17 protein-coding genes are annotated in these 14,209 nt (G+C 72.6%); 11 read left to right on the forward strand and 6 right to left on the reverse strand.

From position 1 onward, the window contains the following. Nucleotides 1–4 precede the first annotated feature (4 nt). On the forward strand, nucleotides 5–262 hold the full coding sequence (locus VHW64_RS00075) for a hypothetical protein (RefSeq protein ID WP_329648451.1): 258 nt from the start codon (nucleotides 5–7) through the stop codon (nucleotides 260–262). Nucleotides 263–269: 7 nt separating this feature from the next. Beyond that, a complete protein-coding gene (locus VHW64_RS00080; protein ID WP_329648452.1) occupies nucleotides 270–1,130 on the forward strand; it encodes an aminoglycoside adenylyltransferase domain-containing protein in 861 nt (286 codons plus the stop codon). Here VHW64_RS00080 and VHW64_RS00085 read toward each other — a convergent pair. Both VHW64_RS00085 and VHW64_RS00090 read right to left on the reverse strand, forming a co-directional pair. Continuing rightward, a complete protein-coding gene (locus VHW64_RS00085) occupies nucleotides 1,034–1,639 on the reverse strand; it encodes a DUF1684 domain-containing protein (RefSeq protein ID WP_329648453.1) in 606 nt (201 codons plus the stop codon). The two genes, VHW64_RS00080 and VHW64_RS00085, sit on opposite strands and share 97 nt — an antisense overlap. Before the next feature lie 272 nt (nucleotides 1,640–1,911). Further along, the gene (locus tag VHW64_RS00090; RefSeq protein WP_329648454.1) at nucleotides 1,912–3,237 is read right to left on the reverse strand and encodes an MFS transporter; all 1,326 of its coding nucleotides are present in this window, start codon (nucleotides 3,235–3,237) and stop codon (nucleotides 1,912–1,914) included. 105 nt (nucleotides 3,238–3,342) lie between these two features. On the opposite strand from VHW64_RS00090, the gene VHW64_RS00095 reads away from it, so the two are divergent. From VHW64_RS00095 to VHW64_RS00130, 8 genes are all read left to right on the forward strand, one after another. After that, nucleotides 3,343–4,173 (forward strand): PhzF family phenazine biosynthesis protein, encoded by an 831-nt coding sequence (locus VHW64_RS00095; RefSeq protein ID WP_329648455.1) that lies wholly within the window; start codon nucleotides 3,343–3,345, stop codon nucleotides 4,171–4,173. Between the two features lie 65 nt (nucleotides 4,174–4,238). Then, nucleotides 4,239–5,048, forward strand: a complete 810-nt coding sequence (locus VHW64_RS00100) for a thymidylate synthase (protein ID WP_329648456.1) — start codon at nucleotides 4,239–4,241, stop codon at nucleotides 5,046–5,048. Then, nucleotides 5,038–5,532 carry a dihydrofolate reductase gene (locus VHW64_RS00105; protein ID WP_329648457.1) on the forward strand — a complete coding sequence of 165 codons (495 nt, stop codon included), beginning with the start codon at nucleotides 5,038–5,040 and terminating at the stop codon, nucleotides 5,530–5,532. Before VHW64_RS00100 ends, VHW64_RS00105 begins: the two co-directional genes overlap by 11 nt. After that, the gene (locus VHW64_RS00110; RefSeq protein ID WP_329648458.1) at nucleotides 5,529–5,897 is read left to right on the forward strand and encodes a GntR family transcriptional regulator; all 369 of its coding nucleotides are present in this window, start codon (nucleotides 5,529–5,531) and stop codon (nucleotides 5,895–5,897) included. The genes VHW64_RS00105 and VHW64_RS00110 overlap by 4 nt, the downstream gene beginning before the upstream one ends. A 28-nt stretch (nucleotides 5,898–5,925) precedes the next feature. Beyond that, nucleotides 5,926–6,840: a pseudouridine-5'-phosphate glycosidase gene (locus VHW64_RS00115; protein ID WP_329648459.1), complete on the forward strand. Its 915-nt coding sequence runs from the start codon at nucleotides 5,926–5,928 to the stop codon at nucleotides 6,838–6,840. Then, nucleotides 6,837–7,736, forward strand: coding sequence for a carbohydrate kinase family protein (locus VHW64_RS00120; RefSeq protein WP_329648460.1), 900 nt, complete (start codon nucleotides 6,837–6,839; stop codon nucleotides 7,734–7,736). Before VHW64_RS00115 ends, VHW64_RS00120 begins: the two co-directional genes overlap by 4 nt. Nucleotides 7,737–7,982: 246 nt before the next feature. Then, nucleotides 7,983–8,870, forward strand: coding sequence for a 4-hydroxy-tetrahydrodipicolinate synthase (gene dapA / locus VHW64_RS00125; RefSeq protein ID WP_329648461.1), 888 nt, complete (start codon nucleotides 7,983–7,985; stop codon nucleotides 8,868–8,870). Between the two features lie 99 nt (nucleotides 8,871–8,969). Next, nucleotides 8,970–10,655, forward strand: coding sequence for a ribonuclease J (locus tag VHW64_RS00130; protein WP_329648462.1), 1,686 nt, complete (start codon nucleotides 8,970–8,972; stop codon nucleotides 10,653–10,655). 22 nt (nucleotides 10,656–10,677) lie between these two features. Here VHW64_RS00130 and VHW64_RS00135 read toward each other — a convergent pair whose 3' ends face one another. From VHW64_RS00135 to VHW64_RS00150, 4 genes are all read right to left on the reverse strand, one after another. Then, nucleotides 10,678–11,346 carry a class II aldolase/adducin family protein gene (locus VHW64_RS00135; RefSeq protein WP_329648463.1) on the reverse strand — a complete coding sequence of 223 codons (669 nt, stop codon included), beginning with the start codon at nucleotides 11,344–11,346 and terminating at the stop codon, nucleotides 10,678–10,680. 32 nt (nucleotides 11,347–11,378) lie between these two features. Further along, nucleotides 11,379–12,092, reverse strand: coding sequence for an MgtC/SapB family protein (locus VHW64_RS00140; protein ID WP_329648464.1), 714 nt, complete (start codon nucleotides 12,090–12,092; stop codon nucleotides 11,379–11,381). Nucleotides 12,093–12,109: 17 nt separating this feature from the next. After that, nucleotides 12,110–12,721 (reverse strand): maleylpyruvate isomerase N-terminal domain-containing protein, encoded by a 612-nt coding sequence (locus VHW64_RS00145; RefSeq protein WP_329648465.1) that lies wholly within the window; start codon nucleotides 12,719–12,721, stop codon nucleotides 12,110–12,112. 216 nt (nucleotides 12,722–12,937) lie between these two features. Further along, on the reverse strand, nucleotides 12,938–13,573 hold the full coding sequence (locus VHW64_RS00150; RefSeq protein WP_329648466.1) for a lysoplasmalogenase: 636 nt from the start codon (nucleotides 13,571–13,573) through the stop codon (nucleotides 12,938–12,940). Between the two features lie 56 nt (nucleotides 13,574–13,629). Here VHW64_RS00150 and VHW64_RS00155 point away from each other — a divergent pair, with 56 nt between their 5' ends. Continuing rightward, nucleotides 13,630–14,139: a mycothiol transferase gene (locus VHW64_RS00155; protein WP_329648467.1), complete on the forward strand. Its 510-nt coding sequence runs from the start codon at nucleotides 13,630–13,632 to the stop codon at nucleotides 14,137–14,139. Nucleotides 14,140–14,209: the final 70 nt, after the last annotated feature.

A 14,209-nucleotide genomic window follows, 5' to 3' on the forward strand; every position in this document is an offset into this window, starting at 1 on the left:
GCAGATGAACCTTCCCGAGCAGCCGGCGACGTTCCGTCCGCCGTCGCCCGCGGAGCGGCCGTGGTGGTGGCGGCTGCTGGACGCGGCCGGTGCCGAGGTGCGGGTGCCGGAGGAGTACTCCGACCAGCGCTTCGTCTCGCAGGCGGACGCCGAGTCGTGGGTCGGCGAGGTCTGGGCCGAGCTGTCGGCGGCCGGAGTGGACGCGGTCACCCTCGTCGAGCACGACCGAGAGGTCTACGGCCCGATGTCGCTGTCTGCGTGAGGTCCGCATGACCGCCGTGCCGGAGCCCGTCGTCGCGGTCTGCTCGACGTTCCTGGGCGCCGTGCCCGACGACCTGGTGACCGGTCTCTACCTGCGCGGCGGCCTGGCGTTCGGTGAGTGGGTCGAGGGCCACAGCGACGTCGACTTCACCGCGACGCTCGGTCGTCGTCCGACCCCCGAGGATGTCGCGACGCTCCGGACCGCGCACGAGGAGGTCGCGGCGGCGCACGGCGGCTCGCCGTACCTCGACGGGACCCATGTGCTCGTCGACGACCTGAGGCGTCCGCCTCAGGACTGCCCGGACGCGCCCGACGTGCACATGGGGACGTTCTCCGACGCGGGCCGCTTCGACCTGAGCCCGGTGTCGTGGCACGAGCTGGCCCGCCACGGCGTCGCGGTGCGGGGACCTGCTCCCGACACCCTGGGCATCTGGACCGACGACGACGTCCTGCGCGACTTCACGCTCACCAACCTCGACACGTACTGGCGCGGGCAGGCCGCGCAGTGCCGGGCCAACCCGGCCGGCGCGTCCGTGCCCTACGCCTGCGAGTGGGTGGTGCCGGGCGCGGCACGGTTGGACCACCTGCTGGTGACCGGTCAGCAGACCGCCAAGTCACGCGCGGCGTGGTGGGGCCTGACCTTCTACCCCGAGGAGTTCCACCGGGTGCTCCGCGAGTCGCTGGCGATCCGCGAGGGTGCCTTCGGGCCGCAGTACGCCGACCCGCTGGAGCGGGCCCGCGACGTGGCGGCCTTCGCGACCCACGTCGTGGCTCAGTGGGAGCCGACGACGCCGAGCTCGCCCACGGGGATCTCCGCGTCGACCCGGTTCCCGAGCGGCGCGAGCGGGCAGGCCCAGGCGGGGTCGTAGGCGCAGGAGGGGCTGTAGGCGAAGTTCAGGTCGACCACCCACAGGTCGCCCTCATGGCCCAGGTCGGCTCCCTTGACGGTGTCGAGGAGGTAGCGGCCGGCCCCGTAGGTCGTGCGCCCGGCGGTCGCGTCGCGCAGCGGCACGAAGAACCCGTTGCCGTAGGACCCGAGCCACCACACGTCCAGCTGTCCGACGTCGGGGACGTCGAAGCGTCCGGCGCGCTCGAACGGGACGACGCCGTCGGTGCCGGTGGTGTAGTCCCACCGCTCCGCCTCGGCGGGCTCGAGGGGGAGCAGGAACCGGTATGCCGGGTCGTAGGGGGCGTGCCGCAGCTCCTGCCCGGCCTGTCGGGCGCTGGCCGGGTGCTGCTCGAACAGCGTGGTCCGGCGCGCGACCCACGCGGCGTGGCCGGCGGCGAGGTCGCGGTTGGCCCGGACGTCGGCGTAGAGGTCGTGGACCTCGCGGCGCCACGAGGCGACGTGCTGGGACCAGTCGAGGAGCTCGGACATGTCGGCCAGCATGGCAGGCGAGTCCGGCAGGACGTGGTCCGGCGGGTCGTCGCGCGGGGCGCTGCACTTTGGACCGCGCGAGCGCCGCCTGCTGTCGATCGAGGTCGGGGCCGGCATATCTGCACAAGGCCTCCGCGAGGTAGGAGTTCACCGACTCGCCGCCCTCCAGGGCGCGGATCCGGGCGCGGCGCAGAGTCTCGGGGCCCACCGAGATGGTGAGGTTGGTCATGCCTGTGGTCTACGCCGTCAACCGGTGCAGCACGGGACTCGTGCTACACCGGAGCCAGGGAGGTCTCGGAGTCTCCCGCCGCTGCCGGGCCGTCCAGACCGATGCCCTCGCGCTCCAAGAACCGCTCCGCCAGGTGGACCGAGGGGTGCATCCCGGCCACGGCCAGGACGGCGACCCCCGCGATCACCAGCCAGCCGGCACCCGGCAGGGCGGCCGGGTGCCAGGACATGGCCAGGAACGTGTACGCCGCAGGAGCCCAGCGGCCGCCGAGCGTGCTGAAGACCTCGGCGACCCCGCCGTACTCCCCACGGCGGGCGGGATCCATCAGCTTGGCCTGGAACGCCCAGCTGGCCCCGGAGATGTAGAGCTCGGCTCCGGTCACCGCGACGTGGCCGAGCCACACCAGGAAGATCGTGAGGAAGCCGGCGGTGCTGTGGGTGGCCATGGTGATCAGGCAGGCGACCACGAAGAAGACCCCCGAGATCCGCACCGAGCGCAGGGCGTCGGACAGGGTCGCGACGCCACGCGAGGTGTAGGCCGGCAGGAAGATGCAGAGCACGGTGTTGGTGCCGAACAGCCAGGCCAGCAGCCAGTGCGGCGCGTCGGTGGCCTGGACCAGCCACAGCGGGATCACGACGTTGAGCAGCACCTGGTTGGTCCACAGGGTGCCGTTGCACATGCTGGCCAGCATCCAGCCGACGTTGTGGAGCGGGCCGCGTCCCCGCGGCGCGGGCGCGGGCTCGGCATCGGCCGCGGTCGCGGTCGCGATGTCGTGGGGCGCGCGGGGAAGGCGTGCGATGAAGACCGCGTTCACGAGCCCGACCGCCAGGGTGAACAGCGGCATCCACCGCATCACGGTCAGGTCGTCGAAGGCGAGCGCGATCCCGCCCACGATCGCCCCGAGGGTGAAGCCGACGTTCAGGGCGGAGTACATGTAGGCCTGGGTCGCGACGCGCTCGTCCTCGGGCATCACGTCGAGGATGTAGGCGTTGCGGCCGGCACCCCCGGCGTTCTCCACGATCTCGAAGACCACGACCATCGCGAGATAGCCGACGAAGCTGTCGATGAAGGGCCACGCCGCGAACATCAGGGCGGTCACCATCGCCCCGGCGGCCCACATCCGCTGGGGCCCGAAGCGGTCGGTCAGCTTGCCGGCGGGGTAGGCGACCAGGAACGACACGACCCCGGCTACGGTCAGGCCGAGCCCGACCTGCGCAGCCCGGAGGCCGACGACCTCGGTGAAGAAGACGGCCGAACCGGTGAGGAAGGTGCCCTCGGCGGTCGCGAACAGCAGTGACTGCATCGCCAGCCGCCGCGAGAGCGGCGTCGGCGGGACGAGTCGTCGCAGTGACTGTCCGAGACGTGGCACGGAGCCATCTGACCAGGAACCACCCCCGGTCCTCACCCCATTTCGGTCGCCGATCCCGCCGGTGCCGCGGTGACCGGGTCAGCCAGGAGTGGCTAGCGTGCCGTCATGCGCCGCTTCTCCCAGGTCGACGTCTTCTCCTCCGAACCGCTGGCCGGCAACCCGGTCGCGGTGGTCCACGACGCCGACGGGCTGGACGCCGCCCAGATGCAGAGGTTTGCCCAGTGGACCAACCTCTCCGAGACGACGTTCCTGCTGCCGCCGTCGGACCACGCCGCGGACTACCGGCTGCGCATCTTCACCCCGGGCGGCGAGCTGCCGTTCGCCGGGCACCCGACCATCGGCAGCGCTCATGCCTGGCTCGAGGCGGGGGGAGCGCCGAGGTCCGCCGTGGAGCTGGTGCAGGAGTGCGGGGCGGGGCTGGTCCGCGTCCGCCGCGGCCAGCGGCTCGCCTTCGCGGCGCCGCCCCTGCTGCGGGAGGGTCCCGTCTCGGCCGAGGAGCGGGTCGCGGTGCTGACCGCGCTGGCGCTCACCGACGACGACGTCGTCGACCTCTCCTGGGGCGACAACGGGCCGGGCTGGGTCGTCGCGCTGCTGAGGGACGCGAGCGCCGTGCTCGCCGTTCGACCCGACTGGTCGTCGTTCGGCGACCTCGACATCGGCGTCGTCGGGGCCTACCCGGCCGACTCGCCCTGCGCGGTCGAGGTGCGCGCCTTCAGCCCCGGCCTCGGTGTCGTGGAGGACCCGGTGACCGGCAGCCTCAACGCGAGCATCGGCCAGTGGCTGGCCGGCGACCGGCTGCCGACGTCCTACGTCGCCTCCCAGGGGACCGCACTCGGCCGGGCCGGGAGGGTGTACGTCGAGCGGGACGGCGACACCGTCTGGGTCGGCGGCGACGCCACGACGACGGTGTCGGGCACCGTCGAGCTGGGCCCCTGACCAACCGCGAGATCCGCAGCGCGTGGGGTACCCAGACCGTCGGCGCACCGCCCTAGATTGACCTCATGCAGGTCTACCTCGATCTCCTCCAGCGGATCCTCGACGACGGGGTCGAGAAGTCCGACCGCACCGGCACGGGGACGCTGAGCGTGTTCGGCCACCAGATGCGCTTCGACCTGCGTGAGGGCTTCCCCCTGGTGACGACCAAGCGGGTCCACACCCGGTCGGTGTTCGCCGAGCTGCTGTGGTTCCTGCGCGGCGACACCAACGTCAAGTGGCTCCAGGACCGCGGGGTCACGATCTGGGACGAGTGGGCGGACGCCGACGGCGACCTCGGCCCGGTCTACGGCTACCAGTGGCGATCGTGGCCGGCGCCCGACGGCCGGCACGTCGACCAGATCTCGCAGGTCGTCGACCAGCTCCGTCGCGACCCCGACAGCCGGCGCCACATCGTCTCGGCGTGGAACGTCGCCGACATCCCGCGGATGGCCCTCGCGCCCTGCCACACGATGTTCCAGTTCTACGTCGCCCCGGCCGACGACGGCCCCGGTCGGCTCAGCTGCCAGCTCTACCAGCGCTCGGCCGACGTGTTCCTCGGCGTCCCGTTCAACATCGCGTCGTACGCCCTGTTGACCCACATGGTCGCCCAGGTGGCCGGCCTGCGCGTGGGCGACTTCGTGCACACGCTCGGCGACGCCCACCTCTACACCAACCATCTCGACCAGGCGCGCCTCCAGCTCGAGCGCGAGCCACGCCCGCTGCCGACCTTGTGGCTGGACCCGTCCGCGACCGACATCGACGGCTTCGACCTCGAGCACATCTCCGTCGACGGCTACGACCCCCACCCGGGCATCAAGGCTCCCATTGCCGTCTGAGCCCGCGTCGCCCGATCGGGGGCGGCTCACCCTGGTCGCGGCCTACGCCGCCAACCGCGTCATCGGCGACCACGGACGCATCCCGTGGCACCTCTCGGAGGACTTCGCCCACTTCAAGGCCACCACGATGGGGGGTGTGCTGGTGATGGGCCGCGCGACGTACGACTCGATCGGCCGGCCGCTGCCGGGCCGGACCACGGTGGTGCTGACCCGCGACCCCGCGTGGTCCGCCCCCGGGGTCCTGGTGGCGCACTCCCTCGAGGACGCCCTGGCCCTGGCAGCCGGTCAGCCGGGCGAGACCTTCGTCGTCGGGGGTGCGCAGGTCTACCGGCAGGCGCTCCCGCTGGCCACCCACCAGATCCTCACCGAGGTCGACCAGTGGCCGGAGGGCGACGTGACGTTCCCGGAGCTCGACGCGGGGTGGGTCGAGACCCGGCGCGAGCCGCGCGACGGGTTCAGCTGGGTGTGGTGGGAGCGACGATGAGCGCGCGGCTCTCGATCGACCCGACCTCGGGCGACGCGCCGTACGAGCAGATCCGCTCCCAGATCGCCAGGCAGGTCGCGACCGGAGACCTGGCCGCAGGCGCCAGACTGCCGACGGTGCGCGCTCTCGCCGCGACCCTGGGCATCGCGGCCAACACCGTGGCTCGCGCGTACCGCGAGCTGGAGCATGCCGGAGTGGTCACGACGCGTGGCCGCAACGGCACCGTGGTCAACGGCGACGACGGCGACCGGGCTGCCAAGGAGGCGGCCGCGGCCTACGCCGACGCGATGCGTTCGCTCGGCGTCCGGCAGGATGAGGCACTCGAGCTGGTCAGGCGAGCCCTCGACCGGCCCGTGAGCAGCTGACACGTCCGTTCGGTCAAGGGGAGGCGCCGTGCTCGTGCACGACGAGGTCCGCGACGCGCTGGCCGAAGGCCGCGCGGTGGTCGCACTGGAGAGCACGATCATCAGCCACGGCCTGCCGAGGCCCGACAACGCGAGGCTGGCTCGGGAGTTCGAGCTGGCCGTGCGTGACGGGGGCGCGGTGCCGGCCACGGTGGCCGTGATCGACGGCCAGGCACGCGTCGGCCTCGACGACGACGCCCTGCAACGCCTGGCGAGCGACCCGGACGCGGTCAAGGTCAGCGTGCGGGAGCTGGCCGCAGTGGCCGCCCGGGGCGGCGTCGGCTCGACCACGGTCGCCTCGACCGCCCATCTCGCGGCGGGCGCGGGCATCACCGTCTTCGCCACCGGGGGGCTCGGCGGCGTCCACCGCGGCGCGCAGGAGACCTTCGACGAGTCGGCCGACCTGACGACGCTGTCGCGCACCGGCGTGCTGGTGGTCTGTGCCGGCGTGAAGTCGATCCTCGACGTGGGGGCGACCCTCGAGCGGCTGGAGACGCTCGGCGTGGGCGTGCTCGGCTACCGCACCGACCGGTTCCCCGGCTTCTACCTCGCCGACTCGGGCTACGACGTCACCTGGCGGGTCGAGTCGCCGCCCGAGGTGGCGGCGATGCTGGCAGCGCGTGACGGCGTGGGCACCCGCGACCTCGGGCTCGTCCTGGCCAACCCGATCGCGTCCGTCGACGAGCTCGACCGCCCGCTTCACGACCGGCTCCTGGAGTCCGGCCTGGCCGCGGCCGAGCGCGACGGGGTGCATGGCAAGGACGTCACGCCGTACCTCCTCGACTGGTTCCATCGCGAGAGCGACGGCGAGTCCCTGCGGGCGAACGTCGCGCTGGTGCGGGCCAACGCGAGACTCGCCGCGGAGGTCGCCACCGCCTACGCCGGGCTGGTCTCGCAGCGATGACCTTCTTCTGTCTGGGCGACCTGATGGTCGACGTCGTCGCGCGCCTGTTCGGCCCGCTGGCCGAGGGCTCCGACAGCCCGGGCGTCATCTCCTACGTCGGCGGCGGCTCCGCGGCGAACACCGCGGCGTGGCTGTCCCGGGTCGGCGAGAGCGCGACGTTCGTCGGGGCGATCGGAGACGATGCCGCGGGCCAGTCGCAGGTCGAGAGCCTGCACCGGCTCGGTGTCGACGTCAGGTTCCGCGTGGACCGGACGCGGCCGACCGGCACCTGCCTGGTGCTGGTGGCCCCGACCGGGGAGCGGACGATGGTGCCGGACCCGGGCGCCAACCTGGCGCTCCTGGAGCACGACGTGCCGGCCGACGAGTTCCGGCCGGGCGACCACCTGCACGTCTCGGGCTACGCGCTGCTGCGTGACTCGCGTGACGCGGCGCTGCACGCGATGGCGGCGGCGACCCGCGCCGGGTTGACCGTCTCGGTCGGCGCCGCCTCCGCCGCACCGCTCCAGCTGCTCGGGGCCGAGGAGTTCTGGCGGATGGTGCCCGCCGACGCCCTGGTCTTCGCCAACGAGAAGGAGGCCGGCGTGCTCGCCGGGGCCGGCGAGACAGCGGGCGGGACGCCGACCCTGGCACGCGCGCTGGCCGGTGGCTCACGGCAGGCGGTCGTCACCGCAGGCTCCGGCGTCGCGGCCTGGAGCAACGGCGAGGCCGACTCCGCCCTCGCCGCCGAGCCGCTGGAGCGTCCGGAGCTCGATACCACCGGCGCCGGCGACGCCTTCGCGGCCGGCTTCCTCGCCGCGCGTGCCCGCCAGGCCGCCCCCGAGGTCTGCCTGCGCGACGGGCACGCCCTCGCCGCCGCGGCGTGCCGGACCACCGGCGGCCGCCCCGAACCCCGATGAGGCGCCGCAGCTCCTGCCCTGCCGCCCCGTCTTGCGGACCTCTTCCTGCCGGAAAGCGCGGAAGAACGACGCCGGCCACCGGCGTGTCGCTGTCGTTCTTCCGCGCTTTCTCCCCGCCGGCGGCCGTCAGCGTCACCAGCGGTGGCGTTCGACGGCCTTGGCGCGTCGCGGCCGGCCGGTCGGGCCCCCGGCTCCGGCACGCCTCGGTGAGGGCGATCGGGGTCGGCCCCGGGTAGCCTGACCCGCATGACGGCCCCGGCGCCCTTCGGGCGGATGCTGACGGCGATGGCCACGGCATTCACCGACGAGGGCGCGGTCGACCTCGACGCGACGGCGGCGATCGCGGTCCACCTGGTCGAGCACGGCCACGACGGCGTCGTGGTCAGCGGCACGACGGGGGAGAGCCCGACGTGCAGCGTCGCCGAGACCGGCGACATCCTCCGCGTGGTCAAGGACGCCGTGGGCGAGCGCGCGCGGGTCGTGGCCGGCGTCGGCAGCAACGCGACCGCCCACAGCATCGAGCTGGCCCGGCAGGCCGAGAAGCTCGGCGCGGACGCCCTGCTGCTCGTCGCGCCGTACTACAGCAAGCCGGGGCAGGCCGGCGTCGTGCACCACTTCCGGCAGGTCGCGGCGGCGACCGGCACGCCGGTGATCCTCTACGACGTGCCGGGGCGCACCGGCACCCCGATCAGCGTCGAGACCTACGAGCGGGTCAAGAGCGACACGGTGGTCGCGGTCAAGGAGGCCGTCGGCGACTTCGCCCGCGGCGTCCGCCTCCAGGAGCTGGGCTACGCCGTCTACAGCGGCGACGACGTCAGCAACCTCGCCTGGCTCGCCCACGGCGCCAGCGGGGTGATCAGCGTGGTCGGTCACGTGGCCGGTCATCAGCTCCGCTCCCAGATCGAGGACTTCCTCGACGGCAACACCACCGCGGCCCGCAAGACCTATGACCGGCTGATGCCGGCCACCCAGGCCATCATGGGCGTCCCCAACTACGGCGCGACCACGGCGAAGGCCTGCCTCCAGCTGCTCGGCGTGCTGGACAACCGGAACGTCCGAGGTCCGCTCGTCCCGCTGACCGACGAGGAGGTCGCCGCGCTGCGCGCCGGCCTGGAGGCCTCGCACCTGCTCTGACCTGAACCGACCTGAAGCTCGCGTGCCCATCAGCCCGACCCCGCAACGACCCAGCAACGACCCAGTAACGACCCAGCCCCGACCCAGGAAGACAACCCCTTGAGCCATCCGCATCCTGAGCTCTCCGCGCCGGCCGACCTGCCGAAGGGGGGCTTGCGGATCTATCCCCTCGGTGGCCTCGGGGAGGTCGGCCGCAACATGACCGTCTTCGAGTACGACGGGCGGCTGCTCATCGTCGACTGCGGGGTGCTCTTCCCCGAGGAGTCCCACCCGGGTGTCGACCTGATCCTCCCGGACTTCGACGCCATCCGCGACCGCCTTGACAAGGTCGAGGCCCTGGTGCTGACCCATGGCCACGAGGACCACATCGGCGCCACGCCGTACCTCCTGCGCGAGCGCGGAGACATCCCGCTCGTGGGCTCCGAGCTCACGCTGGCGCTGCTGGACTCCAAGCTGCGCGAGCACCGGCTCAAGGAGACCGTGCACCACAAGGTCGCCGCGGGAGACCGCCTGACGCTCGGTCCCTACGAGCTGGAGTTCGTCGCGGTCAACCACTCGATCCCCGACGCGCTCGCCGTGTGCATCCGGACCGGCACCGCCACCGTCCTGCACACCGGCGACTTCAAGATGGACCAGCTCCCGCTCGACGGCCGGATCACCGACCTCCGGTCGTTCGCGCGCCTGGGTGAGGAGGGCGTCGACCTGTTCCTCACCGACTCCACGAACGCCGAGGTCCCCGGCTTCACGACCGCCGAGAGGAACATCGGCCCGGTCCTCGACTCGGTCTTCACCGGCAACGACCAGCGGATCATCGTCGCCTGCTTCGCCTCCCACGTCCACCGGGTGCAGCAGGTGCTCGACACGGCCGTCCGACACGGACGCAAGGTGGGGTACGTCGGTCGGTCGATGGTGCGCAACATGGGCATCGCCCAGGACCTCGGCTACCTCCACGTCCCGGCCGGGGTCATGGTCGACGCCAAGGACCTCGCCGACCTCGCTCCCGAGCGTCAGGTCCTGATCTCGACCGGGAGCCAGGGCGAGCCGATGTCGGCGCTGAGCCGGATCGCCCAGCGCAACCACAGCTTCGTGCACATCGAGGAGGGCGACACCGTCATCCTCGCCAGCTCGCTGATCCCCGGCAACGAGAACGCCGTCTACAAGGTGATCAACGGCCTGACCCGGCTCGGAGCCAACGTGGTGCACAAGGGCAACGCGCTGGTCCACGTCTCCGGACACGCCAGCGCGGGCGAGCTGCTGTACGCCTACAACATCGTCAAGCCGCGCAACGTGATGCCGGTCCACGGAGAGTTCCGGCACATGAAGGCCAATGCCGAGCTCGCTCGCGCGACCGGCGTGGAGAACGTCGTGATCGCCGAGGACGGCGTCGTCGTCGACCTCGTCGACGGCGTCGCGAGCATCGCCGGCAAGGTCAGCTGCGGCTACGTCTTCGTCGACGGCGAGAACATCGGCGACATCACGGAGTCCGACCTCAAGGACCGCAGGATCCTGGGCGAGGAGGGCTTCGTCTCGGTGATCGTGGTGATCGACTCGGTCAGTGGCAAGGTGTCGAGCGGGCCCGAGATCCACGCCCGCGGCTTCGCCGAGGACGACCGCGCCTTCGACGGCATCAAGCAGCCGATCATCGACGCCCTCGACCAGGCGATGCGCGACGGCACCAACGACACCTACCAGCTCCAGCAGGTCGTACGACGCGTGGTCGGCCGCTGGGTCAACCGCGAGCTGCGCCGTCGTCCGATGATCATCCCGGTGGTCATCGAGGCATAGTCGCCGACGCCCCTGGCGTCGGTCACACGCGCTTGGTGCCGGAGTCCTCGAACGCCATCGCGCGCTGAAGGGCTGCGGCGCGCAGCTCCTCCGCGATCGCCACCGGGCCGCCGAGGGCGCGGGCGTTCATGGAGGCCTGCGCGGCCTCCTCGACCACGCCCCCGACCAGGACGGCGAGCTCGGGCGTCCGGTGGAAGACCAGGACACCGTGGTTGGCCAGCAGGACCGCGGGGTTGCCGGGACGAACCGCGGCGCGGATCTCGGCCACGGCCTGGTCCGAGCCGCGGGGACCGTAGCCCGCGACCGGGACGCCGTCGGCCAGTCCGAACATCGCGAGCGCCTCGATCCACACGTCGATCGGCTGCCGGGCGACGGCGTACGCGGTGGCGCACGGCGAATGGGTGTGGATCACGCAGCCGACGTCGTCGCGGTCGGCGTACATCGCGGTGTGCATCGCGACGACTGCTGCCTGGATCGGGGGGAGCGTGCCCTCGACGAGGGTGCCGTCGAACGCCACCCGCGCGATGCCACCCGACGTCAGCCCCTTCAGGGAGGGGGCGGAGGTGAAGTACATCTCGTCGGCGTCGGGCACCCGGATGCTGACGTTGCCGTGGCCGTTGGCGGAGATCGCCCCACTCGCCACGACAGCGGCGGCGGTGTCGACCACGCGGTCCACCAGGTCGGGCTGCATGGGAAGCTCCTCTCGCCGGCCTGGCCCGGACCCTACTCGGCCTCCTCGTCCACGCGGTCGATCGCGCGAACGCCGTCGATCCCGCCGAGGACGTTCGAGGCCTGGTGGACGCCGCGGCCGCTCAGCGTCAGCAGGACGCCGACCTGGTCGCGATCGGCCGGGCTGAGGGACTGGCCGAGGATGCGTTCGGCTCCGGGCGCGTCTGCCGACATCGCCGTCAGCGTCCAGCCACGGGTGCTGCACTCGTGCAGCAGCTGGCGCAGCACGCCCTGGCTGTCGAGGTACACGACGTGGAGCCGCGTCGAGCCGCCCAGGGATCCGGGCAGCCTGGCGACCAGCGCGGTGAACCCGATCACGATCACGAAGTGCAGCGCGGTCACGGTGACCGCGAGCTGCCACAGGCCGGCCCCGGCGGCCATCCCGATCGCCGCGGTCTCCCAGACGGCCGCGGCGGTGGTCAGTCCGCGGATGGCGCCCTGCCGGGTGATGATCAGCCCCGCGCCGAGGAAGCCGATGCCGGAGACGATCTGGGCGGCGACCCGTGACGGGTCCAGGACGACGTGGCTCGCGAGCACGTCCTGGAACCCGTACTTGCTGATCAGCAGGATCAGCGCGGACGACGTGCCGACGATGGTCTGGGTGCGGATCCCCGCGCTCTTGCCGCGCAGCTCACGCTCGAGCCCGACGAGAGCCGAGAGCCCGAACGCCACCAGCAGCTCGAGGATCTGGGTCGTGGTGGACGCCATGCCTTCTCCGTTTCCTGTCAGACGATGCTGAAGCCGTCGGGGAGCCGGTGGCGACCGGTCAGGGCCAGCAGCAGGGTCGGTCCCCGGCCCGATCGGACCGCCACCTGCGCGGCGAGGGTCGAGGCGTCGACGAGCGGGTCGTCGGCGAACCCGGGGTCGACGCCGGTGGCGACGGCGATGTCGAGCCCGTGCACGACCAGCTCGAAGGTGCGCGTCCGGAGGTACTCGTCGAGCCGCATCCCGCCGGCGATCGTGGTCATCGCGTACGACGCGTCGTACGCGGGCAGCTTGGCGTGCACCCGGGCCGCGAGCTCCCGGACGTACGTCGCGGGGTCCTCGCCCAGGGCGAGCCCGGCCTGGCGCCCTCGTTCGAGGACGGCGTCACCGCCGCCCGCGAGCGTCGCCGCGATGGCGAGGTAGTAGTCGGCGGCACGGGGGAGGGCGACCTCCGCGGCCGGCTGGTCGAGATAGGTCTCGACGGTCGTGAGGGAGCGTGCGGCGTGTCCGACCAGCGCACGGAGGTCCCAGGCCCCGAGGCCGGGTCCCGCCAGCTCGGCGACCGGGATCCGCGCCACCTGGTCGACGTACGACTCGGAGGCCGAGAGGAACGCGGAACGGCTGTCGCCCATGTGCTCCATCATGACCGGCAGGTGCCCGGCCCCCGCCGGCGGAGGGGCCGTCACCCAGTCTGCTGCGGTGCTGTGCAGGGTCGTGCCCTCTCGAGCGGTGTCCGTGCCCCCCGTGCCCCCCGTGCCCCCCGTGTCCTCCGTGCCCGGAGGGGTGCCGGCGCAGGTACGCACGGTAGCTGTGCACGCCCTCGGGGGGACGGGCTGGGAAGCGATCGCTCAGGTAGCCCCGATCACGCCGCCGACGATCAGGGCCTGGCCGAGGTGGTAGGTGACCATCACGGCCACCGGCGCCCAGGAGATCGGTCGGACGAAGCGGTTGACCGCCAGGAGGGAGTCGCTGGCCGCGAAGACGCCTGCTCCCAGGGCCACCAGCGGCTCGCCGGTGTCGAAGGCGACGATCACCATCGCGCCGATCACCAGGGTGTAGAGCGCCACCGGCGCGGCGAGGGCCCACCCGGAGCGCAGGAACGTCGCCGGGGCGACCTGCCGGGTGGCCAGCAGGCAGACCAGCAGCACGGCCCAGGAGACCCACGCCCAGCCCGCGGGGTCGATCCCGAGCTTGGCGAAGCTCGCGACGTAGGCCAGGTGCCCCACCAGGAAGGCCGCCAGCCCGAGCCGGAACCGGGTCTCGGAGTCGTCGAGCAGGAAGACGTCCCCGATCATGCCGAGCACCAGGGCGACCAGCAGCCAGGCACCGGCCGCGCTGTCGGTCGCCCCGAGCACCAGGGCGGCCAGGATCAGCGCGGCCAGGGTGGCGGGCTTCGCCCACGTCTCGGTACGCCGGTCGCCCCGGGACACGGCGTACCAGTCGGTGACCGCACACACGGCGGGCAAGGCCCAGATCAGCTCCACACCCGCAGCATGGCAGCAGAGCAGCACTGTCGGCGCGGCGTGCCAGGCTGACGCCCATGAACGTGAGCGAGCTCCTGACCGACGCGCTGGGCCGGGTCCGAGAGCAGATGCCGGGGGTCGTCGCCGGGCTCGGCGACGACGAGCTGGCCTGGCGGCCCGACCCCGAGGCCAACTCGATCGCCTGGCTGATATGGCACCTGAGCCGGATCGAGGACGACCATGTCGCCGGCGCAGCCGGCAGCGACCAGGCGTGGCTGGCCGACGGCTGGGCCGACCGCTTCGGCCTGCCCTTCGACGACCACGAGCACGGCTACGCGATGACCGCTGCCGACGTGGGGAAGGTGCGGGCCACCGGCGACCTGCTGGCCGGGTACTACGAGGCGGTCGCCGCCCGCACTGCGGCGTACGTCGCGACGCTGGCGCCCGACGACCTCGACCGCGTCGTCGACGAGGCGTGGGACCCACCGGTCACCCTCGGCGTCCGGCTGGTCAGCGTGGTCAACGAGGTCAACGCCCATCTCGGTCAGGCACAGTACGTCCGCGGTCTGCTCGAGCGGCAGCCGTAGGGGTCGCCCAGGTCGCGATCCGGATGCCGGAGACACCGCAAACCCGTGTGCGGCGTGTGATCCGTGTGAC

This window comes from Nocardioides sp. (assembly GCF_036267815.1).
GTDB lineage: Bacteria > Actinomycetota > Actinomycetes > Propionibacteriales > Nocardioidaceae > Nocardioides.

Excerpts from the sequence above, each read along its gene's own strand:
- VHW64_RS00120 (WP_329648460.1), top strand. The coding sequence starts at position 6,837 with ATGACCTTCTTCTGTCTGGGCGACCTGATGGTCGACGTCGTCGCGCGC.
- VHW64_RS00080 (WP_329648452.1), top strand. The coding sequence starts at position 270 with ATGACCGCCGTGCCGGAGCCCGTCGTCGCGGTCTGCTCGACGTTCCTG.
- VHW64_RS00075 (WP_329648451.1), top strand. The coding sequence starts at position 5 with ATGAACCTTCCCGAGCAGCCGGCGACGTTCCGTCCGCCGTCGCCCGCG.
- VHW64_RS00145 (WP_329648465.1), bottom strand. The coding sequence starts at position 12,721 with ATGGGCGACAGCCGTTCCGCGTTCCTCTCGGCCTCCGAGTCGTACGTC.
- VHW64_RS00135 (WP_329648463.1), bottom strand. The coding sequence starts at position 11,346 with ATGCAGCCCGACCTGGTGGACCGCGTGGTCGACACCGCCGCCGCTGTC.
- VHW64_RS00140 (WP_329648464.1), bottom strand. The coding sequence starts at position 12,092 with ATGGCGTCCACCACGACCCAGATCCTCGAGCTGCTGGTGGCGTTCGGG.
- VHW64_RS00110 (WP_329648458.1), top strand. The coding sequence starts at position 5,529 with ATGAGCGCGCGGCTCTCGATCGACCCGACCTCGGGCGACGCGCCGTAC.
- VHW64_RS00085 (WP_329648453.1), bottom strand. The coding sequence starts at position 1,639 with ATGTCCGAGCTCCTCGACTGGTCCCAGCACGTCGCCTCGTGGCGCCGC.
- VHW64_RS00155 (WP_329648467.1), top strand. The coding sequence starts at position 13,630 with ATGAACGTGAGCGAGCTCCTGACCGACGCGCTGGGCCGGGTCCGAGAG.
- dapA (WP_329648461.1), top strand. The coding sequence starts at position 7,983 with ATGACGGCCCCGGCGCCCTTCGGGCGGATGCTGACGGCGATGGCCACG.
- VHW64_RS00100 (WP_329648456.1), top strand. The coding sequence starts at position 4,239 with ATGCAGGTCTACCTCGATCTCCTCCAGCGGATCCTCGACGACGGGGTC.
- VHW64_RS00095 (WP_329648455.1), top strand. The coding sequence starts at position 3,343 with ATGCGCCGCTTCTCCCAGGTCGACGTCTTCTCCTCCGAACCGCTGGCC.